The sequence below is a fragment of the Streptomyces sp. BoleA5 genome (assembly GCF_000373665.1).
Taxonomy (GTDB): domain Bacteria; phylum Actinomycetota; class Actinomycetes; order Streptomycetales; family Streptomycetaceae; genus Actinacidiphila.
Genome location: NZ_KB892154.1, coordinates 22601 through 48325, shown reverse-complemented (window position 1 = coordinate 48325; position 25725 = coordinate 22601). Strand labels below are relative to the sequence as shown.

18 protein-coding genes are annotated in these 25725 nt (G+C 72.4%); 8 read left to right on the top strand and 10 right to left on the bottom strand.

The window, feature by feature from the left end:
- Positions 1-26 precede the first annotated feature (26 nt).
- From B085_RS0137255 to B085_RS0137245, 3 genes are all read right to left on the bottom strand, one after another.
- Positions 27-959, bottom strand: a complete 933-nt coding sequence (locus B085_RS0137255) for a carbohydrate ABC transporter permease (RefSeq protein ID WP_018563688.1) — start codon at positions 957-959, stop codon at positions 27-29.
- Positions 960-971: 12 nt separating this feature from the next.
- On the bottom strand, positions 972-2015 hold the full coding sequence (locus B085_RS0137250; RefSeq protein ID WP_018563687.1) for a carbohydrate ABC transporter permease: 1044 nt from the start codon (positions 2013-2015) through the stop codon (positions 972-974).
- A 70-nt stretch (positions 2016-2085) separates the two neighbouring features.
- Positions 2086-4203: a fibronectin type III domain-containing protein gene (locus tag B085_RS0137245; protein WP_026251844.1), complete on the bottom strand. Its 2118-nt coding sequence runs from the start codon at positions 4201-4203 to the stop codon at positions 2086-2088.
- A 400-nt stretch (positions 4204-4603) separates the two neighbouring features.
- Between B085_RS0137245 and B085_RS0137240 the strand changes: the two genes are divergently transcribed.
- Entirely contained in the window at positions 4604-5758 is a 1155-nt protein-coding gene (locus B085_RS0137240; RefSeq protein WP_026251843.1) for an ROK family transcriptional regulator, read from the top strand.
- 206 nt (positions 5759-5964) lie between these two features.
- On the opposite strand, the gene B085_RS0137235 is transcribed toward B085_RS0137240, so the two are convergent.
- On the bottom strand, positions 5965-6657 hold the full coding sequence (locus B085_RS0137235; protein ID WP_018563684.1) for a hypothetical protein: 693 nt from the start codon (positions 6655-6657) through the stop codon (positions 5965-5967).
- 108 nt (positions 6658-6765) lie between these two features.
- On the opposite strand from B085_RS0137235, the gene B085_RS0137230 reads away from it, so the two are divergent.
- From B085_RS0137230 to B085_RS0137215, 4 genes are all read left to right on the top strand, one after another.
- Positions 6766-7659 (top strand): aminoglycoside phosphotransferase family protein, encoded by an 894-nt coding sequence (locus B085_RS0137230; protein WP_018563683.1) that lies wholly within the window; start codon positions 6766-6768, stop codon positions 7657-7659.
- Positions 7660-7821: 162 nt separating this feature from the next.
- On the top strand, positions 7822-8196 hold the full coding sequence (locus B085_RS0137225; RefSeq protein ID WP_018563682.1) for a hypothetical protein: 375 nt from the start codon (positions 7822-7824) through the stop codon (positions 8194-8196).
- A gap of 200 nt (positions 8197-8396) precedes the next feature.
- Entirely contained in the window at positions 8397-8771 is a 375-nt protein-coding gene (locus tag B085_RS0137220; RefSeq protein WP_018563681.1) for an ArsR/SmtB family transcription factor, read from the top strand.
- Positions 8772-8816: 45 nt separating this feature from the next.
- Positions 8817-10103, top strand: coding sequence for an ATP-binding protein (locus tag B085_RS0137215; RefSeq protein ID WP_018563680.1), 1287 nt, complete (start codon positions 8817-8819; stop codon positions 10101-10103).
- Positions 10104-10326: 223 nt separating this feature from the next.
- Here B085_RS0137215 and B085_RS0137210 read toward each other — a convergent pair whose 3' ends face one another.
- The 5 genes from B085_RS0137210 to B085_RS0137190 all read right to left on the bottom strand — a co-directional run bounded on the left by B085_RS0137210 (position 10327) and on the right by B085_RS0137190 (position 16625).
- Positions 10327-12153: an alpha-galactosidase D gene (locus B085_RS0137210; RefSeq protein ID WP_018563679.1), complete on the bottom strand. Its 1827-nt coding sequence runs from the start codon at positions 12151-12153 to the stop codon at positions 10327-10329.
- Between the two features lie 62 nt (positions 12154-12215).
- The gene (locus B085_RS0137205) at positions 12216-13139 is read right to left on the bottom strand and encodes a carbohydrate ABC transporter permease (RefSeq protein ID WP_018563678.1); all 924 of its coding nucleotides are present in this window, start codon (positions 13137-13139) and stop codon (positions 12216-12218) included.
- Positions 13136-14107 (bottom strand): carbohydrate ABC transporter permease, encoded by a 972-nt coding sequence (locus B085_RS0137200; protein ID WP_018563677.1) that lies wholly within the window; start codon positions 14105-14107, stop codon positions 13136-13138. The genes B085_RS0137205 and B085_RS0137200 overlap by 4 nt, the downstream gene beginning before the upstream one ends.
- 20 nt (positions 14108-14127) lie before the next feature.
- Complete coding sequence (locus B085_RS0137195; RefSeq protein ID WP_018563676.1) at positions 14128-15441, bottom strand: ABC transporter substrate-binding protein; 1314 nt, start codon at positions 15439-15441, stop codon at positions 14128-14130.
- An 8-nt stretch (positions 15442-15449) separates the two neighbouring features.
- Entirely contained in the window at positions 15450-16625 is a 1176-nt protein-coding gene (locus tag B085_RS0137190; RefSeq protein WP_018563675.1) for an ROK family transcriptional regulator, read from the bottom strand.
- A 179-nt stretch (positions 16626-16804) separates the two neighbouring features.
- Between B085_RS0137190 and B085_RS0137185 the strand changes: the two genes are divergently transcribed.
- From B085_RS0137185 to B085_RS0137175, 3 genes are all read left to right on the top strand, one after another.
- Positions 16805-18943 carry an alpha-galactosidase gene (locus B085_RS0137185; RefSeq protein WP_018563674.1) on the top strand — a complete coding sequence of 713 codons (2139 nt, stop codon included), beginning with the start codon at positions 16805-16807 and terminating at the stop codon, positions 18941-18943.
- Between the two features lie 197 nt (positions 18944-19140).
- On the top strand, positions 19141-23082 hold the full coding sequence (locus tag B085_RS45000; RefSeq protein ID WP_018563673.1) for a S8 family serine peptidase: 3942 nt from the start codon (positions 19141-19143) through the stop codon (positions 23080-23082).
- A gap of 241 nt (positions 23083-23323) precedes the next feature.
- Positions 23324-23527, top strand: a complete 204-nt coding sequence (locus B085_RS0137175; protein WP_018563672.1) for a cold-shock protein — start codon at positions 23324-23326, stop codon at positions 23525-23527.
- 79 nt (positions 23528-23606) lie between these two features.
- Here B085_RS0137175 and B085_RS0137170 read toward each other — a convergent pair whose 3' ends face one another.
- Positions 23607-25634, bottom strand: coding sequence for an AfsR/SARP family transcriptional regulator (locus B085_RS0137170; protein ID WP_037733245.1), 2028 nt, complete (start codon positions 25632-25634; stop codon positions 23607-23609).
- Positions 25635-25725 lie beyond the last annotated feature (91 nt).

The window sequence follows — 25725 nt, the reverse complement described above, 5'->3', positions numbered from 1 at the left end:
GGTGCCGTCCTGGGGCGTGTGCGCGGTCACTTGAGCCCGGAGAAGCCGATGGAGTTGACGATCCGCTTGCCGAAGGCGAGGAAGAGCAGCAGCATCGGCAGCGCCGCGATGAGGGCGGCGGCCATCAGCCCCGCCCAGTCGGGCGCGGCCTGCGGCGAGGACTGCTTGAACACGCCGAGCGCGAGCGTCAGCGGCTGCACCCCGGCGTCGTTGGTGACCAGCAGCGGCCACATGTAGTCGTTCCAGGCGTTGACGAACATCAGCAGCGACACGGTGGCGATCGGCGCCGCCGACATCGGCAGGATGATGCGGTACAGGATCCGCAGCGGTCCCGCGCCGTCGATGATCGCGGCCTCCTCGATCTCGCTGCTCAGGCCGAGCATGAACTGGCGCAGGAAGAACACCGTGAACGCCTGGAAGAGCCCGCCGGGCAGGATGAGGCCGGCGAAGGTGTTGGTGAGGCCGAGGTCCTTGATGAAGACGAAGTTCGGCAGCAGCGTGAAGACGCTCGGCACCATCAGCGCGCTGATGAGGACGCCGAACACCAGGTTGCGGCCGCGCCAGTGCAGTCGTGAGAAGGCGTAGGCCGCGCAGGCGGAGAACAGCACGATGAGCAGGGTCTGCACCGATGCGTAGATCACCGAGTTGCGCAGGTAGAGCGCGATGTCGAGGGACGCGCCCGAGCCGCCCTGGGCCTGGGCCTCGGCGGTGGAGGCCAGGCCCAGCGCCCGTTTGAAGGCGCCGAAGGTGAAGCCGACGGGCAGCGGCGAGGAGGGGTCGGTGGCGAGCCGGTAGTTGTTGGACAGCGCGGTGCGCACGATCCAGTAGAAGGGGAAGAGCGTGATCAGCGAGACGAGGCCGAGGTAGGCCCAGGCCGCGATCCGGCCGGGGGTCGCCTTGCGGGTGCGGGAGCGGGTGCGCCGCACGCTCGTCGTGCGGGGAGCGAGGGGAAGCGTCATCGGGGGCCTCCTTCAGTTCAGGTCGGATTCGTCGGCCCGCGCGAGCCGGAGCTGGGTGAAGGTGACCGTGATGAGCAGGGCGAACAGGGCCAGCGACATCGTCGCCGCGTAGCCGAAGTCGAACTGGCGGAAGGCCTTGTCGTAGATGTACATCTGCAGCACGTTCGAGGCGTTGGCGGGGCCGCCCCTGGTGGTGACGGCGACGATGTCGAAGACCTGGAAGGCGTTGATCACCGTCAGGACGACCACCATCACGAGGATCGGCCGCAGCAGCGGCACGGTGAGGCGGCGGAACATCTGGAACTCGCTCGCGCCGTCCACCCGGCCGGCCTCGTAGATCGTGGACGGGATGGTCTGCAGCCCGGCGAAGATCAGCAGGGAGTAGTAGCCCATCCACTTCCAGACGCTGATCGCGGCGAGCGAGGGGATCGCCCAGGGGCCGCTGCCGAGGAAGAGCACCGGGTGGCCGATCAGGTGGTCGAGCACGATGTTGACGACCCCGAGGTGCGGGTCGAGCATCCACTGCCACACCAGCGCGGCGATCACGTTGGAGATCAGGAACGGCAGCAGCATCACGCCGCGCAGCAGCGAGGAGTCGGTGACGCAGTGCAGCACCACCGCGGTCACCAGGGAGATCAGCGTGCCGAAGACGACGGAGAGGGCCACGAACCAGAGGGTGACGAGGAGGGAGTGCCAGAAGACCCCGTCACCGGCCATCTCGCGGAAGTTGGCCAGTCCCACCCAGCGCGGCGGGGTGAGGACGTGGAACTCGGTGAAGCCCAGGTAGATGCCGCGCAGGGTCGGGTAGGCGTAGAAGACCGCGAACCCGACCACGGCGGGCAGGATCAGCAGCAGCGCGACCGGCAGGTCCCGCCGCCGGGCCGCCGCGGACCGGGTCGCGGTCACGCGCCGGGCCCGGCGGCCGCCGGTGTTGCCGCGGACCTTGAGGGGTCCGCGGGTCCTCGGGGCGGAAGAGGCCGTGGTGGCCCCCGTACCGGCCGCGCCGGACGGTGGTGCCGCCGGCGCCGTGTGGTTGCCCTGCGATGTGACCACCACGGCACTCTCCTTCTCGTGTGCGTCGGGTCGGACGGGTGGGACGGCGGCCCACTGCCGGGCCGGCCGTCGGTCAGACGGTGATCCGGTCGACGTCGGACACGTAGTCGGACGGGTTGCCGAAGGCGATCGTGTTGGCCCCGGCCTTGAGGTGGACGGGCACCGTGACCGACCGCGGGCGGCCCCAGTCGTTGTCGTTGCCGCCGTGCAGCGGCAGCTGGAAGGCGGTGCCGTTGACGGTGACCACGGCCGTGCGGCCCGAGGAACCGTCGGTGAAGTCCACCGTCATCAGGTAGGTGCCGCCCTTCGGCGCCGTCACGTCCTTGATCGTCACGGAGGCGTCGACGCCCAGGTTGCCGACCTTCTTGCCGCCGGAGCAGCGGGAGCATTCGCCGATGCTCGCGTTGCCGGTGCGGGGGTTCCCGGACGCCTCGGCCTCGTAGGCTGTGGGCCCGTCGGCGGCGGGGGTGGTCAGGGAGACGGCGTTGCCCGGTGCGGACGTACGGCCCCTGGCGTCGTGGGCGACGACGGTGAACGTGTAGCCGGTCGCGGCGTGCAGGCCGGTGACGGTGGCGGAGGTGCCGTCCACCGTGGCGACCTCGGCTCCGTCGGCGTACACCTCGTAACCGGTGGTGGCGGTGCCGGTGTTCACCGCGTCCCAGGCGAGCGAGACGCTGCCGGGCGTGGAGGCGGTGGCGCGCACACCGAGGGGGACCCCGGGCTTCCCGGTCGTCTTCGCCGGGGTCACGCGCAGCAGCCGGGAGCCGTGCGGCGGCAGGTTGTCGGTGAAGCCGTCGGCGACCGCGCCGAGGTTCTTGCGGCTCCAAAGGTCGCGGACGGCGGGCTTGCCGCTGATGCCCAGTTCGCTCCAGTCGGCGGTCACGTCGGAGTAGCCCTTGCCGAGGTTGAACAGGGCCACCGTGTACGTTCCGTCGGCGTTGCGGGCGTACCAGACCTGCTGCGGGGTGTCCTGGCTGAGCGGCCTGGCGGGGTTGCCGGCCTGGTCGACGGCGATGACCTCGTCGTTGGTGAGCACAGACAGGCCGTACGCGTCGAGCTTGGTGAGGTCGTCGCCGATGTAGAGCGGGGCGCTCTCGATGGCCCACAGCGTCATGTAGCTCTGCCGCTCGACCTCGTTGAGGCCGTCGAGCGGGCCCGCGCCGACGTCGAGGGAGTCGAGGTTGTTCCAGTGCCCCGGCCCGGCGTCGTCGATCCAGGGGACGACGTCGTTCCACCGCTGCTTGACCGAGTTGTTCCAGGTCACCAGGGTGTCGCAGTAGCACTCGACGTCGGTGTCCACGCGCCAGCCGTTGGAGTTCTCCTTCCAGACGTCCGCCTTGTCGTGGCTGAGCGACCAGGACAGGACGAACTGGACGGGCCGGCCGGTCCGCTCCAGCGCGGCGTGCCAGGTCTTGATGTCGGGGACGTTGTCGTGTGCCGCGTCACCCTGGTTGGAGCCGGGGCCGACTCCGTCGATCTTCAGGAAGTCCACTCCCCAGCCGGCCAGTTGGTCGGCCACGGACTGGATGTACTTCTCGGTGCACGGGCTGGAGAAGTTCAGTTGGTAGGAGACGTTGTCCCAGCCGCTGGTCTTGCGCAGGTCCGGGTAGACGATGTCCTTGGTCGTGCACCCCGGCGCGCCGTGGATCGGCGTCCTGCCGTCGTTGTACGTGTCGATGTACAGGCCGACCGCCAGGTAGAGCCCGAACTTCAGCCCCTTGGCGTGCAGTCGGTCGCCGAGCCACTTCATGCCGTGCGGGAACTTGACGGGGTCGGCGACGGGCCGGCCGTACTCGTCGGACAGGCTCTTGTTCGTCTCGCTGCCGACGTTCCAGCCGGCGTCGATGTTGACGTACTCGTAGCCGTGCCGCTTCAGCTTGGACGCGAGGATGTCGGCCTGCTGCAGCACGTGCGGCTCGGTGAGCCATGAGCCGCCGTAGCCGGGGAAGTTGGTGGACTCCAGGCTCCAGCTGCTCCAGCCCATGTAGGGCTTGGCGCCGACCACGGGGGCGGCCTCGGAGGCGGCGGCCCCGGCCCGCGACGCGGTCGAGGCGGGTGCGGAGGACGCGGGTGCGGAGGACGCGGGTGCGGCGGGCGACGCCGCGGCGGGTACGGCGAGGGCCGTGGCGAGCGCGGTCGCGACGAGCGCGGGCACGGCGGCCCTGCGCGTGCCGCCGCGGCTGTGTGTCATTGGCCATCTGAGACGTGCGAGTACAGCTGAACGGGCCATGGGGGCACTCCATCCCGGCGCGACGGCGTCCGCTTCGAGTGGGCAGGGGGTACGGGAGGCAAGGGGGTCCCCCGGTGGCGGTCGTCCCGGAACACCACCGAGGGCGGGTGTGCCGCGACCGGGGGAGGTTCCGGTCACGCTCCTCGGCGGGGGGACTTCGTCCGCTCCGGGCGAGGAGTGCGGCGAATGTAGCCAGGCTTTCCTTCCAGCGTCAACATATTCGGCGGCAAAAATCGGATGTCTGCTGCACCGGACCGCAGCCTGCAGGCGGAAATCAGGCCTCCGAACCCCTCACCCCGCGCGAAAGATGGGATGAGTGAGCCACTTCCTTACTTTCCGTTGGAAAGGTATGGTCGCGGGCATGAGCCTCGCCGACCAGCCCCCCGCCGCCGTCCTGGTCTTCCAGACGCTGCTCGTGCACGGCTCCCTCACCCGGGCCGAGATCGGGCGGCGTACGGGGCTGTCGGCGGGCGCGGTGACCAAGGCCGCCACTCCCCTGCTGGCCGACGGCTGGATCACCGAACTCGGCAGACCGGCCGGCGAGCGGTCCAGCGGCCGCCCCGCGACGCCGATGGCCGTACGTGCCGACCGCGCGCGGTTCGTCGGCGTGAAGGTGACCGGCGACGAACTCATCGGCGTGCTCACCGATCTGACCGCCCGGCCGCTGGCCTCCCTGCGCGCCGCTCTGGACTCCCGCGACGTCGGGACCGTGGTGCTGGCGATCGCCCGGCTCGTCGGGCGACTGCGCACCGCCGCGGGCGCGGAGCAGGACGGCGGCGTCCACAGCGTCGGCGTGACGATCTCCGGGGACGTGGACGGGCAGACCGGCACCGTGCAGTACTCGCCGTTCCTCGACTGGCGCCGGGTGCCGCTCGCGCAACTGGTGGAGTCGGCGTCCGGGATACCGACCGTGATCGAGAACGACGTGCGCGCGCTGACCGTCGCCGAGCAGTGGTTCGGCGCCGGGGTGGGGCTGTCCTCGTTCGCCCTGGTCACGGTCGGCGCGGGCATCGGCTGCGGGCTGTCCATCGGCGGCCGGGTGGTGTCCGGGGCCCACGGGGTGTCCGGCGAGGTGGGGCACCTTCCGGTGGGCGGCACCGACCGCACCTGCACCTGCGGCAACACCGGGTGCGTGGAGACCGTCGCCTCCACGCACGCCATCACCGAGCAGGCCCGGCAGGCCACCGGCGACCCCGCGCTCACGATGGAGGAGGCGGTGCGGCTGGCCCACGCCGACAACGCCGCCGTCCGCGCGGTCTTCTCCCGCGCCGGGCACGTGATGGGCCTGGCGATGGCCTCGGTGGCCAACCTCATCGGCCCGGAGCGCATCATCATCTCCGGCGAGGGCGCGGCCTCCTACGACCTGTTCGCCGACCAGATCCGGCAGACCTTCGCCGACCACGCCTTCGGCGCCGCCGCCGACTGCGACCTCGTCGTGCGTCCGCTGCCCTTCGAGGAGTGGGCGCGCGGCGGCGCGGCCGTCGCCGCGCAGCGGGTCTTCGCCCCCGCGAAGTGACCTCCCCGGTGTGAACCCCCCTCCCCCGGAGGGCCGGCCGCCGCCAGGAACCGCGTCACGAGCACCGGGTGCCGAATGGCCCTCCCCGAACCCGGGGTACTGGGGGCAACCCACGCCGGACAGCAGCCTGCTCGACGCGCTGCGGGACGTCGCGCTGCGGGACGTCGCGCGGCGCACCGCGGCCCCCGCGCGTTCTTGAGCGATCGTCAGGCGCCGCCCTGCGGATAGCCGATGCCCGCGACGTCCTCGGCCAGCCCCTCGATCGTCACGTCCGCGTTCAGCGTCGCGACGACCTCCGGGGTGAGTGGGCGCAGCGCCTTGATGTGGCGGACCGCGTCGAGGTCGACCGGCACCTCGTAGTAGTCCTCGGCGAACGCGCGGAACGCCTCAGGGGAACGGTCGGTCAGCAACTCGAACAGGTACGACGCGCCGTCGGCGTCCTCGCGGTCGGCCGGCAGGTCGACCGGGCCGTGCCGCCACGCGTCGTCCCCGGCGCCGCGCCACAGGCAGACGGTCGCGACCGGCACGCCGTCCTCGTCGCAGAAGGCAGGCTCCTCGACGTACGGCCGGAACACCTCGGGTACCTCGTCGACCACGCCCGGCCAGGGCTTGGATCCCCCCGGACCATAGGGGCTCATGGGCGACTCGTGGTCGAAGCCGCGGACGAAGGCCCCGGCGCCGGAGAACACGATCGCGTATTCGTCGCCCGAGCCGTTGCGCAGGGAGGCCATCTCCTCGCCGGTGTCCCACGCGGCGTCGAAGGAGTGGTAGCGCATCTCCCACTCGGGGCTGAGGATCGCGTCGAGCATCGCCAGGGCGCGGCAGTGGTCGCGCAGTTCGGCGATGGAGGGCAGGAGCGGGGCAACATCGTGGACGGTCACGCGCACATCCAAGCCCATGGCCCGGGCAACCCCGCGGCCGGGGCTCCGGGCACGCGGAAAATGCGTTGGTGCGCAGATCCCCTGTGCGCTCATCATGATCCGGCACAACCACATCGGAAGGCGGACATGCCCCCACGCACCCCTGACGGCGACGGGGCCGGCGACGGCACGGCCCTGGTACGCCGACTGCTGCAGGCGCAGTTCCCGCACTGGGCGGACCTCCCGCTCACCCCCACCGGGTCGGCCGGCACCTCCAACGCCATGTACCGGCTGGGAACGGACATGGTCGTGCGGCTGCCCAGGACCGCGGGTGCCGCCGACGACGTCGACAAGGAGCACCGCTGGCTGCCGCGGCTCGCGCCGGGGCTCCCCGCCTCCGTCCCCACGCCCCTGGGCAGGGGGGCTCCCGTCGAGGGCTACCCCTGGCCGTGGTCGGTGTACGGCTGGCTGGAGGGCGAGAACCCGGTCGTGGACCGTCTCGCCGAACCCGCCGCGCTCGCGGGCGACTTGGCGGCGTTCGTCGCCGCCCTGCAGCGTGTCGGCCCCGCCGGCGCCCCGCCCGCGTACCGCGGCGAGCCCCTCGCGGCCCGCGATCGCGCGACGCGCTCCGCGATCGACGTACTGCGCACGGAGGTGGACGCGGCGGCGGCCGGCGCGGTGTGGGAGGCCGCGCTGGCGGCGCCGGAACCCCAGGGGCCGCCGGTGTGGGTGCACGCGGACCTGCAGCCGGGCAACCTCCTGGTGGCGGACGGCCGCCTGTCCGCGGTCATCGACTTCGGCTGCACCGGCCTCGGCGACCCCGCCGTGGACACGATCGCCGCGTGGTACGTGCTGCCCGCCGCGGCCCGCGGTGTGTTCCGCGCGGTGCTGGGCACCGACGACGCGACCTGGGCGCGCGGTCGCGGCTGGGCGCTGTCGATCGCGCTGATGGAGCTGCGGCACTACCGGGGCACCCACGAGCGAATGGCCTCGATCGCCCGGTCCGTCCTCGGCGAACTGCTCGCCGGCGGGAAAGGCTGACCGAAGAGGGCCGCGCATCCTAGCGGGGGCCTCCGGGCCGCTCGCCGGCATCGGCGATTCCCCCACCGGCCCCGTCACTTTCAGTAGCTTTACCGTCACCAACCGGGGCGGCGGCGCGCGGGCGCGCGGACGCCGGAGAGCGACGGCAAGGAGCGAACGCCGATGGCGAATGTGGAGACCTCCCTCAAGGAGACGATGACGTCGATCGAGGGCAGCGTGGGTGCTGCCCTTGTCGACTACACGAGCGGCATGGCGCTGGGCACGATCGGTGGCGGCAAGGACCTCGACCTGACCGTCGCGGCCGCCGGCAACACCGACGTGATCCGCGCCAAGGCCCGGACGATGAAGGAACTGGGCCTCAAGGAGGAGATCGAGGACGTCCTGATCACGATGGGCACGCAGTACCACCTGATCCGGCTGCTCAAGAGCCGTGACGGCAACGGTCTGTTCCTCTACCTGGTGCTCGACCGGCGCAACGCCAATCTGGCGATGGCCCGGCACCGCCTCAGGCGCATCGAGGCCGACCTCGAGCTGTAGCCGCCGGTCCTTCCTCGGGGCTCCGTGCGCCCGGGAATTGAAGATTCCTTCAATTCGGCACATCCTGATCCGCACAAGCACGGCGGTGCACGGACCCCGGAGAGGGAAGGATTGGACCCAGCGTCGCGCCGGTGGCAGCGGGAGCCGCCGCCGGCGGGTGCGGGAAGGGCCGTCGGAATCCGGGCAGGAGCGATCAGACGATGCAGGTACCCCTGTACCAGGCCAAGGCCGAGTTCTTCCGCATGCTCGGGCACCCCGTGCGGATCAGGGTCCTGGAGCTGCTCCAGAACGGCCCGGTGCCGGTGCGGGACCTGCTGAACGAGATCGAGATCGAGCCGTCGAACCTGTCCCAGCAGCTCGCGGTGCTGCGCCGGTCCGGCATCGTGGTGTCGATTCGCGAGGGCTCCACCGTCAGCTACGCGCTCGCCGGCGGTGACGTCGCCGAACTCCTGCGCGCGGCCCGCCGCATCCTCACCGAACTCCTCGCCGGCCAGACCGAGCTGCTCGCGGAACTCCGCCAGGCCGACGCCCCGCCCGCCCACGCGGACGAGCACGTCAGCCACCCCGCCGGCTGAGCGTTCCGGCGCCGGCTGGGCCAGAATGGTCGGGAGGTGAGCGCGATGACGCCTTGGCGGGTACGTGATCTGGAGGAAGGCGACCTGGACCAGGTCGTGCGCATCTGGGAGGAGTCGCGCGACACGGCCGAGGACCCCGCGGTGACCCTGGCCGAGGTGGTGGGCGCGCTGCGCGCGGGAGCCCCCGCCGTGGTGGCGATGGTCGGTGACCGGGTCGTGGGGGCGGCGGTGTCCTCGACGGCCCAGGAGCGCGCCTGGGTGCTGCGGCTGGCCATCGCCCGGCAGTGGCGCCACCACGGGATGGGCTCGGCGCTGCTGGCCGCCCTCGAGGGCAGCCTCAGCCAGGCCGGGATGCGCCGGATCGGGGCGCTGCTACCCGAGGGCGAGGTCGGTGAGCAGGCGTTCCGGAACTCCGGGTACTCCTTCCGCCCCGGGCTCGGCTACTTCGAGAAGCTGCTGTCGGCCGACTCCGCGCAGGACACCCTGCTCGACCAGCTCGGTGGCGCGGTCCCCGAGGAGGGGCTGTGGGACCGCATCGCGGGCATGACCGCGGAGAAGACGCTCATCGAGCGGCGGCTGGTGCTTCCCCTGGAGAACCCGGGGGTCGCGGAGCGCTACCACCTCGTGCCGCCGCGTGCCGTGGTCCTCTTCGGTCCGCCGGGTACGGGCAAGACGACGTTCGCCAAGGCCGTGGCCTCCCGGCTGGCGTGGCCGTTCATCGAGGTGCTCCCGTACCAGCTGGCCGAGGACGCGCACGGCGTGGCGGACGGGCTGCGGCGCCTGTTCGCCCGGGTCGAGCACCTGGAGCAGGTGGTGCTCTTCTTCGACGAGGCGGAGGAGATCGCCTCGGAGCGGCAGGACCCCTCCACCCTGGCCCACCGGGTGACCAACGAGCTCCTCAAGCTCATCCCGCAGTTCCGGCGCGGTGAGCGCCGGCTGCTGATCTGCGCGACCAACGCGGTGCGCTCGCTGGACCCGGCCTTCCTGCGCCCGGGCCGCTTCGACTTCCTGATCCCGGTCGGCCCGCCCGACCCCTCGGCCCGCCGGGCCATCTGGATCCGCTACATCGGGCCGGACCGGGTGGCGGACATCGACCTGGACGCGCTGGTCGAGGCCAGCGACCGCTTCACACCGGCGGACATCGAGTACGCGGCCCAGGCCGCCGCGCAGACCGCCTTCGAACGGCACCTGGCCACGGACCCGCGCACCTCGGCGGACCTGACGCACCGCACCGAGGACTACCTCCAGGCGGTCGCCCGCACCCGCGCCACCCTCACGACCGAGGACATCCGCGCCTTCGACCACGATCTGCGCTCCGCCGCCCGCGTGTGAGGCACGCGGGGCCCGGTGGAAGGGGAGTGTGCGAAGGGGGCGGCCGTTCCCGCCGGGTTCGTGGCCGAAACCGGCGGACATCCGCGATGAGCGGGCGGCCGCCCCCCGAGGGGCCCTAGGGTGATCGTGGGTCGGCAGATACGCGCTCCCCCGTCCGTGTCTGCCGGCCCGTCCTGCCTTCCGGCCGCCGTGGGGCCCGGCGCGGGCCGGGCCCCACGGGGCGTCAGGACAGCTTGGGCACGTCGATCCGGTCGATGTCCGGGGCGTACGAGGGGCCGCTGTCGAAGGTGATGGTGTTGGCACCCGCCTTGAGCGTGACGGGGAGGCTGACCGTCTCGACGGTGCCCCAGTCGCCCGTGGAGGGGAAGCGGTGGCCCGTGGCGCCGGCGCCGTTGGCGGAGACCTGGACGGTGCGGACGTCACCGCTCACGTAGGCGACCTTGACCAGGTAGGTGCCGGGCTTCTTCACCACGACGTCGTTGAAGGTGAGCGCGCCCCCGAGGTAGAGGTTGCCCGCCTTGCGGCCGCCGGAGCAGGCGGAGCAGTCGGCGAGGGAGGCGTTGCCGGACAGGGTGTTGCCGGCGGCCTCCGCCTCGTAGCCGGTGGTGCGCTGGGCGGGTCCGTGCGGGGTGACGGTGAACAGGCTCGAGCCGTGCGCCGGGAGGGACTTGGTGATCTCGTCCCGGTACGAGCCGAGGTCCTCGTGGCTCCACACGTCACGGACGGCGGCCCGGCCGGAGAAGCCGAGCGAGGTCCAGTCGGCGGTCACGGCCGCGGGGGTGTCACCGAGGTTGAACAGGGCGACGGTGTAGCTGCCGTCGGCGTTCTTCGCGGCCCAGACCTGCTGGTCGTCGGCGGGGGTGACGGGCCGGGCCGGCGGGGTGCTCGACTGGTTGAGGGCGATGACCTCGCGGTTGGTCAGCAGGGAGAGCCCGTAGTCGTCGAGGCGGGTGAGGTCGTCACCGGTGTACAGCGGGGACTTGGCGATCGCCCACAGCGTCATGTAGCTCTGCCGCTCGGCCTTGGTGAGGCCGTCCATCTCCCCGTTGCCCACGTCGAGGGAGTCCAGGTCGTTCCAGCCGCCGGGGCCGCCGTGCCGGCTCCAGGCCGCGGCGTCGTCGAAGCGGTCGTCGACCGAGTTCTCCCAGGACACGAGGGTGTCGCAGTAGCACTCGACGTCGGTGTCGATGCGCCAGCCGTTGGAGTACTTCTTCCAGTCGGCGACGTGGCCGATGTCCAGCGACCAGGACAGTTCGAGGTGGATGGGACGGCCGGTGGCGGCGATGGCCTTCTGCCAGGCGGCGATGTCGGCGCGGTTGTCGTAGTTGTCGCCGCTCTTGAAGGAGCCGGGACCGACGCCGTCGATCTTCAGGAAGTCGTAGCCCCAGTCGGCGATCATCCGCGCCTGCGAGTCGACGTACTTCTGCGCGCAGGGGTTCGAGAAGTCGATCTTGTAGGAGCTGTCCCAGCCGTTGGTGGTGCGCAGGTCGTCGTAGACGATGTCGGCGGTGGTGCAGTCGGTGGTGTTCCAGATCGGCACCTTGCCGTCGCCGTAGCCCTCCTTCTCCAGGCCGACGGGCAGGTAGATACCGGCCTTCAGGCCCTTGGCGTGGACGTGGTCGGCGACCGCCTTCATGCCGCGGGGGAAGCGCTCGGGGTCGGGGGTCTGCCGGCCGTACGCGTCGAACTCGGGCTTCCAGGACTGGTCGCGCCACCAGCCGGCGTCCAGGTTGACGTAGTCGTAGCCGTACTTCTTCAGCTTGGCGGCCATGGCGTCGGCCTGCTTGAGGACGTTCGCCTCCGTCAGGTAGCTGTAGTCGCCGGTGGGGTTGAGTCCGGGGTACTTCGAGGACTGCATGCTCCAGCTCGACCAGCCCATGTAGGGCTTGGCGGCGGCCTGGTGCGCGGTGGCCGCGGTCGCCCTGGGCGCGGTGTCCGGGCCGGTGGCCCCGGCCGCGGGGACGGCCGCCGACACTCCGGCGGTGAGGGCCAGGACGAGCAGGGTCCTGGCGGCGGTCGAGGGCAGGGTGGAGCGCGAGGGTGACCGCATGGGTCGGGCCTCCTGGGGGTGGGGTACGGCGGGTGCGGTGCGGGGTGTTCCGGGCCCGGGCGTCAGCCCTTGCCCGAGCCGATGGTCAGGCCGCTGATGAACTGCCGCTGGAGCGCGAAGTACACGAGCAGGGTGGGAACGGCGGTCATCAGCGCGCCGGCGGCGATGAGGTTGGGGTTGGTGAAGTACTGGCCCTGCAGGTTGGCCAGGGCGGAGGTGATGGGGCGCTTGTCACCCGTCTCGATGAGGGCGAGCGGCCAGAAGAAGTCGTTGTAGATCCAGATGGACTCCAGGGTGGCCAGCGCGGCGAAGGCCGGCCTGCACAGCGGCAGGATGATCTGGAAGAACTGCCGCCACACCTGGGCGCCGTCCACGAGGGCCGCCTCGGAGATCTCCGCCGGGATCGTCTTCATGTAGTTGCTCAGCACGAAGGTGCAGAAGCCGCACTGGTAGGCGATGTGGATGGCGATGATGCCCCACGTCGAGTTGTACAGGAGCAGCGAGTCGCTCATCCACGCCGGCAGCGGGACCAGCAGGTAGAGCCGGTAGAGCGGGGTGATGAGCACCTGCGCGGGCAGCAGGTTGCCCGCGGTGAAGAGCATCAGCAGCGCGATGTTCCAGCGGAAGTCGAAGCGGGAGACGAAGAAGGCGACGGCCGCGGAGAACAGCAGGGTGCCCAGGACGGACGGGACGGTGATGAGGACCGAGTTCCAGAAGAAGTGCGGCATGCCCGACTGGTTCCAGGCGTCGGTGTAGTTCTGCAGGCTGATGCCGCGCGGCCACGACAGGTAGCCGTGCTTGCTGGTGTCCGCGTACGGGCGCAGCGAGGTGTAGACGGCCCACAGCAGCGGCAGCAGCCAGAGCAGCGCGATCGTGGCGAGCATCAGGTGCCGGCCGGTCTGCCGCGGGGGCCTGGAGGCGGCGGCGCGCGGCGGCTCGTCGCGGGGGTGGGACGGGGTGACGGGCGCGGGGGCGGTCGTGGTCACCGGTCCTCCTTGCGGAAGTTCTGGACGAGGAAGGTCCCGATGGCGGCGAGGGAGACCAGGAGCAGGACGACCGCGAGGGCGGAGCCGTAACCGATGTGGCTGGACTCCCCGATGATGTTGTCGGTGATCAGCAGGGACAGCAGTTCCATGCCGGGCTTGCTGCCGACGCCGCCGCCGAGCACGTAGACGACGTCGAAGGCCCGCAGGGACTCCATGACGGTGACGACCAGGATGATGACGTTGACCGGCTTGAGGGCGGGGAAGACCACCTTCAGGAAGGTCTGGCGGCCGTTGGCGCCGTCGAGGGCGGCGGCCTCCTTCAGGGCCGGGTCGAAGCCCTTCAGCCCGGCCAGGTAGAGGATCATGATGTAGCCGGTGTGCCGCCAGGCCGAGGCGACCAGGACGGCCCACAGATTCAGGTCGGGGTCGCCCAGCCAGTCGATGTGGTGGCCGGGGGCCACCGCGCCCAGGATGCCGTCCAGCAGGCCCGTGTCGGGGTTGTAGATGATCTCCCAGATGAGGCCGACGACGGCCAGTGAGAGCACCATCGGCAGGAAGATCGCGGTCTGGTAGACCCGGGTGAAGCGGAGCTTCCGGTCGAGCTGGTAGGCGAGGAAGATCCCGAACGGGGTGGGCAGCAGCGCGGTGAAGAGCAGCCAGACGACGTTGTGCCGCACCGCCGGCCAGAACGGCGGGTAGTTGGTGAGGATCTGGTGGTAGTTGTCGAGCCCGACCCAGTGGATGTCGGACAGGTAGATGCCGTCCCAGCTGGTGAAGGACAGGCCCATCGAGGCCAGCGCCGGCAGCCAGACGAAGACCAGCAGGGCGAGCAGCGGCACGCCGATGACGACGGTCAGGAAGAGCCGGTCGCCGGGACCGAGCCGGCGGGGGCGGCGGCGGCGGGGCGCCCCGGTGCCGGGGGCCTCGGGCCCGGGGACGGGCGCTGCGGTGGGGGACGCGGAGGGCACGGTGAACCTTCCAGGTCCGGTCAGGAGGTGAAGAAGCGCGAGCGCTGCGACTCGATGCGCTTGAGCAGGGCGGTGCCGTCGTCCGGGTGGCCGAGCCACTGGGTGAGCCCGGGCAGGACGACCGTGGAGATGAACCCGGGGTCGCTGTCGCGGTCGGCGAACTGCGTGATGTGCTTGGCGGAGGCGATGAGTTCCGCGGACTTCTTCTGCAGCGGGTTGTAGGAACCGGTGTCGGCCTGCGCGTGGACGGCCACGTTGCTGGGGTCGACGCCCATGTAGAGGCCCTCCGCCTTGGCGCTGCCGAGGAACTCCAGCAGCTTCTTGGCGCCCTTCTCGTTCTTGGGGCGGCGGCTGAGCATGAAGCCGTCCGTGGGCGCCTCGACGGCGTCCTGCCCGTTGGCCGGGTCGATCTCGGGGAAGGGGAAGAAGTCGATGTCGGCGCGGAGCGCGTCGTCGGAGACCTGCTGGCCGAGGAAGAGGCCGATGACCGCCATGCCGGACTTCTTGTCCAGCAGGGACTGGGCCGCGTCCTGCCACGAGCGTCCGCCGGCGCCCTGCTGGTAGTACGGGCTGATCTCGCGCCACAGGTCGAGGGTGGCGGCGGCGCGCTTGTCGGTCCAGGAGACCTCGCCCCGCATCAGGGACATGTGGAACTCGTAGCCGTTGGCCCGCAGGTTGAGGTAGTCGAAGGCGCCCAGGATGCTCCAGGCGTCGCCGCCGCCGTAGCCGGAGGCGATCGGGGAGAGGCCGTCCTTCTTCATCCGCTTGGCCAGCGCGGTGAACTCCGACCAGGTGCGCGGAACGGTGTAGCCGCGCTCCTGGAAGAGGCTTTTGCGGTAGAAGACGCCCCAGGGGTAGTTGTACAGCGGAACGAAGTAGAACTTGCCGTCCTCGCCGCGGGAGAGCTGCTTGGTGGCCTCGCTGAAGCCGCCGCCTATCTTCTCCCACACGTCGTCGAGGGGGGTGGCGAGCCCCTTCTTGGCGAAGTACTGCATGCGGTAGCCGGCGAACCAGGTGAAGACGTCGTCCGGGGTGCCCTGCAGATAGCTGGAGATGCCCTTCTGGAAGCTGTCGTGGTCGACGGTGTTGGTCTTGACCGTCAGTCCGCTCTCCTTGGCGAAGGCCTTGGTCACGGCCGCGTAGGCGGACTTGGGCGTGGCGTCGGCCCCGTTGGACCCGAACGTCACCGTCTTGGGGTCGGCCGCCGCTCCGCCGCCGCAGGCGGTGAGGAGGGGGGCGGCGAGCGCCGCGGCGCCGAGCCCGAACAGCCCGCCGACGACGGTGCGGCGGCTGGGCGCAGGCGCGGTCAGGACGGTGCGGCTCTGCAGCGTCATCGCTACTCCTAGTACGTGTCTGATCTGATGAAGGACTGGATCGCGGTGGCCGCGGCCCCGCGCGCCCACTCCTCGAAGGGCAGCGGCCGGGTCCGCAGGTCGCACTGCCCGGCGGTGCCGAAGGCGGAGGCGGCGAACGCCTCGAGGATCTGGTCGGCGAACAGGTCGTGGGCCACCAGGCCCTCGCCCGAGATGATCACCCGCTCGGGGCCGAAGAGGTTGGCCACCGAACCGATGGCCCGGCCGATCGCCTCACCGGCCCGCGCGTACACCTCCCTGGCCCCCGGGTCGCCCCCGTGGGCCAGTCGCAGTGCCTCGGCGGCGTCGGCCACGGGGATGCCCGTCGCCTCGCGGACGGCGCGGACGATGGCGGGGTCCGCCGCGATCGCCTCCACGCAGCCGCGGTTGCCGCAGTGGCACAGAGGTCCCGCCGGGTCGATGGACAGATGCCCGATCTCACCGGCCACCCCGTACGCGCCCGAGACCACCCGCCCGTGCACGACCAGACCGCAGCCGATGCCGGCGCCGACCGTCACCACGGCGAAGTCGGACAGGCCCACCCCGGCGCCGAACCACTGCTCGGCGACGGTGAGCGCCCTGACGTCGTTGTCGACGGTGACGGGCAGGCCGGTGGTCATCCCGGCCAACTCGGCCAGCGGGATGTCGCGCCAGTCGAGGAACGGCGAGTAGCGCACCACGCCGCCGGCCCGGTCCACGTCGCCGGAGACCGCGATGCCCATGCCGCTGACGGGTACGCCGAAACCGTCGGCCTCCGCGAGCAGTTCGTGCACGAGGGCCGCCGCCGACTCCAGCACGGGCCGGGGGCCGGGGGCCGCCAGCGGTACGTGGCGCGAGGTACGGATCCGGCAGCACAGGTCGGTGAGCACGCCGATGATCTCGTCCCCGGTGATCTTCAGGCCGATGAACAGCGCCCGGCCGCCGTCCACCCGTACGGGGTTGGCCGGCCGCCCCAGGGAGGGACGCGCCTCCTCGTCCACGTCCTCGACGAGGTAACCGGCCTCGATCAGTGGCCGGACCGCCTTGGTGACCGCGGCCGCGGACAGCCCGGCACGCTTGGCGACCTCGGTGCGGGTGAGCGGACCGTGGCAGAGGACGGTGGTGAAGATCTGGGAGGCGGCCGGCGTGTGGGCCGGGAACGCCTCCCCCGGCAGGATCGAGCGCATGGCCGGGAACCTAGGTGGGTTCTTTTCTGCTGTCAATAAAAGAATCAAGGTTCCTCGGAAGTTGCCTCTGTGAGGCCCTGTCAGCTGGAAAAGACCGGACCAGGATGGGTGTTGACATCTGATCCAAGGTAAGGATTGGCTGCCGCCTGTCCCCTGGCACCACCCGAACGTGAGGACCCATGCCCGTGATCTCCCATGCCCCGGACACCGGGATCTGGCTGCTGAGCACCCCGCGCACGTCGTACGCGCTGCGCATCGACGCCACCGGTGCCCCCTGCCACGTCGCCTGGGGTCCGCGGCTCACCCTCGAGGAGGCGGCGGAACTCGCCGTCCCCGCGGGGCCGGACGCGAGCAGCTTCGAGGGCCGGTCCCCCGTGGGCGAGGAGCTCCCCGTCGACGGCGGGGCCCGCTTCGGGCCGCCGTCACTCCAGGTCCGCTTCGCCGACGGGACCCGGGCCTTCGAGTGGCAGCCGGTGGGACACGACGTACGCGAACCCGCGCCCGGCGCGGCCGAGTTGTCGCTGCGGTTCCGTGACCGCCTCCACCCGCTGGAGGTCACCCTGCGGTACCGCGTGCACGACGACAGCGACGTCATCGAGCGGCACACCGTCCTGCGCAACGCGGGCGACCGGAGCCTCACCGTGCTCCGGGCCGACTCCGCGGCGTGGAGCCTGCCGCCCCTGCCCGACTACCGGCTCAGCCATGTGACCGGCCAGTGGTCCGCGGAGAGCCAACTGCGCCGGGACCGGCTGCCGTACGGCGAGACCGTGCTGACCAGCCGCCGCGGCATCACCAGCCACCACGCCAACCCCTGGGTGATGCTCGACGCGGGCGACGCCACCGAGACGCACGGCCGGGTGTGGAGCGCCGCCCTGGCCTGGAGCGGCAGTTGGCGGATCACCGCGCAGCGGACCCCGGACGGCCGGGCCGGCTTCACCGGGGGCGCCGGGCACGACGGGACGAGTGTGCCGCTCGCCCCCGGCGAGGAGTTCACCACACCGGGCTTCGCCGGCGTGTGCACCGACGGTGGCTTCGGTGCCGCGAGCCGCGCCTGGCACGCCCACGCCCTGGCCCACGTCCTGCCGCACCCGTGGGAGACGGCTCCGGTGCTCTACAACTCCTGGGAGGCCACCGGTTTCGACGTCGACGAACCCGGTCAGACGGCGCTCGCCGCCCGGGCCGCCGCGCTCGGCGTGGAGCTGTACGTCGTCGACGACGGATGGTTCGGGGCGCGGCGCGACGACCGGGCGGGACTGGGTGACTGGGCACCGGCCGCCGACCGCTTCCCCTCCGGGCTCGCCCCCCTCTCCGACGAGGTGCACCGGCTCGGGATGCGCTTCGGCCTGTGGGTGGAGCCGGAGATGGTCAACCCCGACAGCGACCTGTACCGCGAGCACCCGGACTGGGTGCTGCACGTGCCGGACCGCACCCGCACCGAGCTGCGCAACCAGCTGGTCCTCAACTTCGCGCGCCAGGACGTCGCCGACTGGGCGTACGACTGGCTCACCCGGCTCGTCGCGAAGAACGGCGTGGACTTCCTCAAGTGGGACATGAACCGCGCCTTCAGCGAGGCCGGCTGGCCCGGCCGCGACGACGGCGCGGACCGGCTGTGGACGCGGTACGTGCACAACCTCTACGGGGTGATCGACCGGCTCCGCGCCGACCACCCGCGGTTGCGGATCGAGTCCTGCAGCGGCGGCGGGGGCCGGGTGGACCTCGGCATCCTCTCCCGCACCGACCAGGCGTGGCCCTCGGACAACACCGACGCCGCCGACCGCGTGGCCATCCAGCACGGCTACGGCCAGGTCTATCCCGCGCGCACGATGGCCGCCTGGGTGACCGACGTGCCGAACCAGCTGACCCGGCGCACGGTGCCGCTGCGCTTCCGCTTCCACGTCGCGATGGCCGGGCTGCTGGGCATCGGCGGTGACCTCACCCGCTGGTCCGAGGAGGAACTGGCCGAAGGCGCCGAGCTGGTGGCCGGGTACAAGCGGGTCCGGCACCTCGTCCAGCACGGCGCGCTGCACCGCCTGCGCGGACCCGGGGACGAGGGCCCCACCGTGGTGGAGTACGCCGCGCACGACGGGAGCGAGGCGCTGGTGCTCGCCTGGCAGCGCGTCCAGCGGCACGGCGGCCCGCGGGGGCCGGTGCGGCTGGGCGGTCTCACCCCGGGGGCACGCTATCGCGACACGCGCACGGGGACCGTGCACCACGCGACCGTGCTCGGCGGGTACGGGCTCTCGCTCGACCTGCCGCCCGGGGACTGGGCCAGCTCGGCGGTACACCTGGTCCGCCTCGCGGAGCGCGGCGGCGCGTGACCGCCCGGCCTGGCCGCGGCGACGCCCCGCGCATGTGGGCAACTGCACAAACCCGCAGCTGCCGAAGCTTGTCCGACGTGACGTGACACCGTCAAGGTGAGCTCCGTCCGCCCGTCCCGAAGACCCGCCGGCCCTCTGCACGTTCCTCACCCGATCCCGAAGGGCGTTGCATGTCCCACCGCTTCAGACGAGCGCGCTTGACGGCGCTCGCCGCCCTGTTGTCCACGATCGCCGTGCCTTCCGTCGCCCACGCCGCGGACCCGGACGCCCCCGCGTCCCGGTCCGCGGCGCAGGCGGCCCCCTCGGCGCACTCCCTCACCCTCTCCGACGGTTCGGTGCTGCGCTGGTCCGACGACGGCTCAGGCACCCTGACCCGCAAGGACGGCACCACCCGGGCCTTCCCCGTGGCGGCCGGCAAGGGCCGCAGCGCGTTCGGCGACCCGCTGACCCCCTCGGCCGAGATCCTCCGGCGCCGGGCCGACGCCGCCGCGCTGACGCCGTACAGCGTGGGCGCGTCCACCGGCCCCGGCTCCGCGGTCCGGCCCCGCACGATGAACTCCGGTGCCGTGCCGCTGTCGAAGGACGTCCTCGCGGCCGTCGACGGCATCGGCGACCGGGCCGCGGCACGCACCGCGTCTCCCGCCACCGGCGCCAAGGACCTGCCCTCGAACGAGGGCCTGTCGACGTCCTTCCAGTCGTACCTCAACGCGGGCGGCGTCAACGCGGTCGGCGCCTTCCACGACACCGCCACGTATCTGCGCGCGCTGCCAGGTAAGGGGCAGATCGTCACCAATGTGTCGCTGGGCGACCTCACCGACCAGGGCATGGCCGACGCGGGCGACGAGTACGTGCGCCTCAACGGCCCGACCACGGTGCTCCGCGACGGCAGGCGCTACCTGGACTTCCCCTCCCTGCCGCTGATACCGACCTACACCAGCGACAACAAGGGCCGCCTCGACCCGGCCGGTGCCATCGAGGGCCAGGACCCCAACCTCGCCGAAGTGCTCCTGGACTTCTCGATGATGGCCCCGCTGCCGCACGACCGGCAGCGCCCGGAGGCCACCGGGAGCGGCGCCACCGACCTGCTGGGCATCGCGCCCGGCGCGCAGTACCGGCTCGTGATCCCCGAGGAGCCCTCCGCCGTGGGCATCGCCGCCGCGCTGCGGGCGGCGGCCGCCCAGAAGCCCCGGCCGGACGTCATCACCGCGAGCCTCGGCTTCGGCACGGACGGCTCGATCGGCTTCCCCTCGCGGTGGCTGGAGGACGACCCGGAGATCAGGGACACCCTGCGCTCGATCGTGGACTCGGGGATCGTCGTGGTCGTCTCGTCCAACGACGGCACCCGCCTGGGGCTTCCGGTCTCCGTGGGCCCCGACGGCGGCAGCACCCCGACCGACGTGACGTCGAACGGCAGCGCGCAGACGTCCATCGACGACGTCGCACCCACCACCACCCCCACCCTGGTCCGCGACACCGGGGTGATCGCCGCCGGCGGCACCACCGTAGACGACACCCTGAGCTCGGACGACGTACGCACCGCCGTCTACCCGACGACCCGCTACAACGGGTCCGCCGGATACTCCTCGGGGTTCGGCACGCGGATCGACCTGGCGGCGCCCGGTGACAACCTGCCCTCGCTGATCCACACCCCGGAGGGACCGGGCGTGGTGCTCAACGGCGGCACCTCGGCCTCCGCCCCGATGATCGCCGCCGCGGCGGCCAACGTGCTGGCGGCCGCCGAGGCGACCGGGCAGAAGCTCAGCCCGCGTGAGGTCAGGAAGCTGCTGGTCGACACCGGCCGCCCGATCGCCCAGCCCCCGCAGGCCGACCGGGAACTGCGCATGGGCCCGCAGCTGGACGTGACCGCGGCGGTGGAGAAGGTGCTCGCCAAGCGCCACGACCTCAGCCCGGCCGCGGTGCGGCTGTCCGTCGCCGAACGCCAACTGTTGTCGGTGAGCCCGACCACCGCCTTCGTCGAGGCCACCGACCCCTCCGCCATCGACCTGGCGGGCCCCGCCGACGCCTGGGGCAACCCGTCCGGGCAGAACGCGGTCTCGCCCATCACCTTCGGTCTGGACCTCACCGGCGCCCACCGGAAGCTGACGTACCGTCTGCGCGTCGGCGACAGGGGCACGATCCCGTCCGCGGGCCCGAGCCTGCGCGTCCTGCCCCGTGAGCTGCTGGCCGCCGCCGGCCTGCCGCCGGCCTCCGGCGAACCGCGCACCCTGCAAGTGACGTTCGAGGCGCTCTCCGGGAGCAAGGTGGTCGCCTCGACCGCCCGGCGGCTCACCTTCGGCGCGGCCGACGGCACTTACGTGCAGCCCAAGGCCCCGACCGCGCCCGGCTCGGCCCCGCTGGGCAAGCCCGTCACCGTGCACTACGACCTCACCGGACTGCGGGACACGACCTCCCCCGAGCTGGTGCTCTCCTCGGTCGGCCACTGGACGCCCTTCACCACCAGCGACAAGTGGCGTGCCCAGTGGCGCACCCCGCTCACCGGCACCAAGGGCACGGTGACCATCCCCGCCTCCGCCTTCGCGCCGGGTGGCTCCGGGCTCTACGGCATCGGCGTCACGCTCTACGACGGCCAGGTCTTCGGGGACTTCCGCGCCCTGCGCATCGGGCCCGGCGCGGACCAGCGGCCGCAGGCACCGCTGCTGGGCCAGGGGAGGTCCGCCACGGCGCACGCCGTCGAACTGAGCCGCCCGGAGCCGAGGCTGACGGTCTCCTGGGACGCCTCCTCGGTGCGGCACGCCGACGGCGCGGCCATCGAGTTCCTCACCCCGGCCCCCACCCTGTACGGGGCGCTCAACACCGCCACCAACCAGAACGGCAGCGGCCGTGACGACAACGGCGTCGACCACGCCTCAACCCTCTTCCGGCCCCTGCCGTCGCTGAAGGGCCGGACCGTGCTCGACCTGAGGGCGCTCGGTCTGCCGACCGGTCTGCAGTACCCGGTCCGGATCCTCCCCACCCGGGCCGGCAAGCCCGTGGGGCAGGCCTCGCCCACGTCGTTCGTGCAGTACCTCGACGGCGACACGGTCTCCGGCACCCTGGAGAACATCGAGGTCAGCGGCGGCAAGGCGTTGCTCTCCACCGACGACTTCACCGAGGGGGACGACGGCTGGATCCACCTGGAGAGTTCCACCACCACCGCGTACTCGCTCTCCGAGGGCACCCTCGGCACCACGGTGTCCCGCGAGACCGGCACCTCGATGATGCAGGAGGTGCTGGGCGCCGACCCCGGCACGGGACACACCCTCATCGGCCACCGGCCGTTCGACGGCGGCGTTCTCCCCGAGGTCGACCTGCGCGACACCGCGACCGGTGAGCGCGTGAAGCTCGGCACGCTCGACCCGGGCACCGGCTCGGCGTCGGTCTACTTCCAGGGCGGAGTCGTCGACCCGGCCCGTCACCGGGCGGCCGTGACGACCTTCGACGGGGTCTCGGGCGTGGCCTCGCTGTGGACCGTCGACATGGCCACCGGCGAGGTCTCCGCGCCGATCCCGCTCAACGCGGACAACCCGGGTCGCACCTTCGGCAACGTCTCCGTCGACGCGTCGACCGGCACGTTCTTCGCGGCCACCACCGGCACCATGGGCCCCTGCCTGTCCGGACGCGTCCCCTACTGGGCGGTCTCGGTCGACCCCGGCACCCGCAAGGTGTCGCCGCTGACGACCATGCCGGCCTGCACCGCCGGGCTCCTGCCCGACGGCAAGGGCGACCGGGTCTACGTCGCAGCCGGGCCGGCCACGCCCAGCTACACCGCGGGCGAGTTCCCCACCAGCACCTGGCGTTCGGCCGACCAGAAGTCCCTGGTCACCGCCGCCCCGGCCGACCTGGGCACCCGGGGCGTCATGTGGCCGGTGCTCGACACCCGGCACCACGTCGCCCTCGTCGCCCATCTCTACGAGGAGGCCACCACCGGCGACAACAACGCCCTGAGCGAGATCACCGTCCTCGACCCCGACACGGGCAGGGTGCTCGCCCGGCACCCCGTCGCCAACCTCGTCAACTCCACGCTCAGCACCAGCAACTTCGACTTCACCGGCCGGCGCGGGCTGTTCCTCGACACCGACACGCGCACGGTCTTCCTGGTGAACCCCTGGGCCAACGGGCTCCAGCGGTTCGCCTACTGACCGCGGGCCCACGGGGCCGGGTCCGCCACGCACAGACGGCGGACCCGGCCTCCACGGCCACGTGGTGACACCTGTGCTACGTTAAGCGCGTTGCAGTTTTGGTACCCATGAACTTTACGTGCACCTGCCGGGATGTAACCGACAGGTGCACTTTTGTTTTCCGGTCCTTCCGGAGGGGTCATTGCGGCGACGGGAGGTCGCAAAGTGCGGCCTTCATGTACTGCTCCCAAAGGAGATTCCCATGGCGACCGGCACCGTGAAGTGGTTCAACTCGGAAAAGGGCTTCGGCTTCATCGAGCAGGACGGCGGCGGCGCCGACGTCTTCGCTCACTACTCCAACATCGCCACCTCGGGCTTCCGTGAGCTCCAGGAGGGCCAGAAGGTGAGCTTCGACGTCACGCAGGGCCAGAAGGGCCCGCAGGCGGAGAACATCCTCCCCATCTGATCCACCGGGGATGCAAGGGGCCGGCACCTCTCGGGGTGCCGGCCCTTCCTCTTCCCCGGGGGCGGCGCGGGCCCCGGGACTAAAGGGCGAGCGCCGCCGCGACGGCGCCCAGGTGGCGGTCCACCGGGCCCGCGGTGAGCAGACCGCTGCCGGCTCCCGCCAGTTGCCCGGCGGCGGGGAGCAGGCGGGCGTGGACTGCCTCGAGGACATCGCGGTCGCCGAGCTCGACGGCGAGCACGCCCTGCAGACAGCACAGCGCCTCGTACAGCAGGTCGGGAGGCGGCTCGGGCAGGACCCGCAGGGCCGCCAGGGCCTCGCCGCGGCGGCCGGCGCGCAGCAGGGCGAAGGGTTCCGCCCACGGCCGGTACGGCCCCCAGTCCGCGGCCGGGTCCACGCGCTCGGCGAGCCGCGCCGCCGGGACGGCGCCGTCGGCCAGGTCGAGGCAGAGCAGCGAGAGCGGGAGCAGGCCGCGTTCGACGCCCGGCATCCCGGCGCCCTCCAGTCGCGCCGCGGCGGCCCGGTAGGCGGCTTCGGCCCGCGCGGTGCCCCCGTCCCCGGAGGCGGCCGTGCGCAGCGCGCCGTACCACTGGGTGAAGAGGCCCGCCAGGGGCAGTTCATGACGTTCGGCGAGGACGTCGACCGCGGCGGCGTGCACGTCGGCCGCGGGGAAGTCGGCGAGGGCGCTGCGGGCCTGGAGGCGGATCAGGTGCCCGAGCACCTCGTACGTCGTCAGGCCGTGCCGCCGGGACAGCGAGACCAGTTCGGCGCCGATCTCGTCCCTGCGCGGGGCGAGGCCCGCCCGGGTGCACGTCTGCATGAACACCCCGTTGAGGGCGAACGCGAGGAGCGCCGGATCGTCGAGCCGGCGGGCCGTCTCCTCGGCCTGCCGCGCCGCCAGCGGTCCGCGCGGGGTGCGGACGCCGCGGGTCTCCACCGCGATCGTGGCCAGCAGCCGGCAGCGGGCCGTCTCGTGCGCGGCGTCGGCGGGCAGTGCGGCCAGGGTGCGCTCGGCCGCGGCGACGACGCTCCGGGCCTGTTCCGGGTCGTCCCCTCGGGTCCAGATCGCGGGCACGTCGTAGGCGCCGATCACCCGGGCGGCCAGCTCCGGGTCGCCGGTCTCCTCCGCCGCGGTGACGGCCGCGAGACGGTGTTCGCGGGCGGCTTCCAGGCCGCCGCCCCCGGTCAGCGCGAGATTGCGCAGCAGGCCGACCGTCGATTCCAGCCGTGCGCGGGCCCCGGCGGCGACGGTGCGGTCGTACGCCTCGGCCGCCCGCGTCCACACGCGGGCGGCCGTGTCGCCCGGGCCGGCGGGCAACGGCGCCTGCGCGTCCAGCCGCGGGTCCTGGGCGAGTACGTCCGCCTCCAGGCGGCGCAGCGCCGGTCCCGGGTCGAGCCCCAGGCCCTGGGCCAGCATCGCCCGGGCCCTGCGCAGCACGGCGAGCGCGTCCCCCTGGCGGCCCGAGCGGTACAGCGCGAGCGCCAGGAGGCGCCAGGCGTCCTCACGCCACGGGTGCTCGGTCAGGTGCGCGTCCAGGTCGGGCACCGCCTCGGCGGCCAGGCCGAGGCGCAGCCGGGCCTCGGCGCGCCGCTCCACGGCCCGCAACCGCAGTTCGGCGAGGCGGGAGCGCTCGCCGCGGGCCCACTGCCGGTGGGCGTACTCGCCGTACGAGGGACCGCGCCACAGTTCCAGGGCCTCGCCGAGCCGCGCCAGGGCCGGCGCGGGCGGCAGGGCCGCGGCGGCGTCGACGGCTGCCTCGAACCGCCAGGCGTCCACGCTGTCCGGGTCCGCCCGCAGGGCGTACCCGGTGCCCGCGGTGACCAGGAGCCGGGCCGGTGCCCGGGGCGGCCGCCCAGGTTCCAGCTCGCGGCGCAGCGCCCCTACGAAGGTCTGCACGGCCCCGACGGCTCCGGCCGGCGGCTCGTCCCACAGATCCGCCACCAGGCGGTTCACCGGTACGACGCGGCGGCGTGCCACGACCAGCCGGGCCAGCACCTCCCGGTGCCGCGGTCCCCCGAGCGCGAGCGCGCGACCGTCGCCGTCCCAGGCGGCGACCGGCCCGAGCACACCGAACGCGACCCGCACCCTGCCCACCTCTCCGGCCGTCATCCCCGCTGCCACGGTACGCGCTGACCGGTTGCTGATTCGCGGGCGGGAGGCTCGGTTCGTCCGCCGCCGGCGGGCACCCGACTCCCCGACC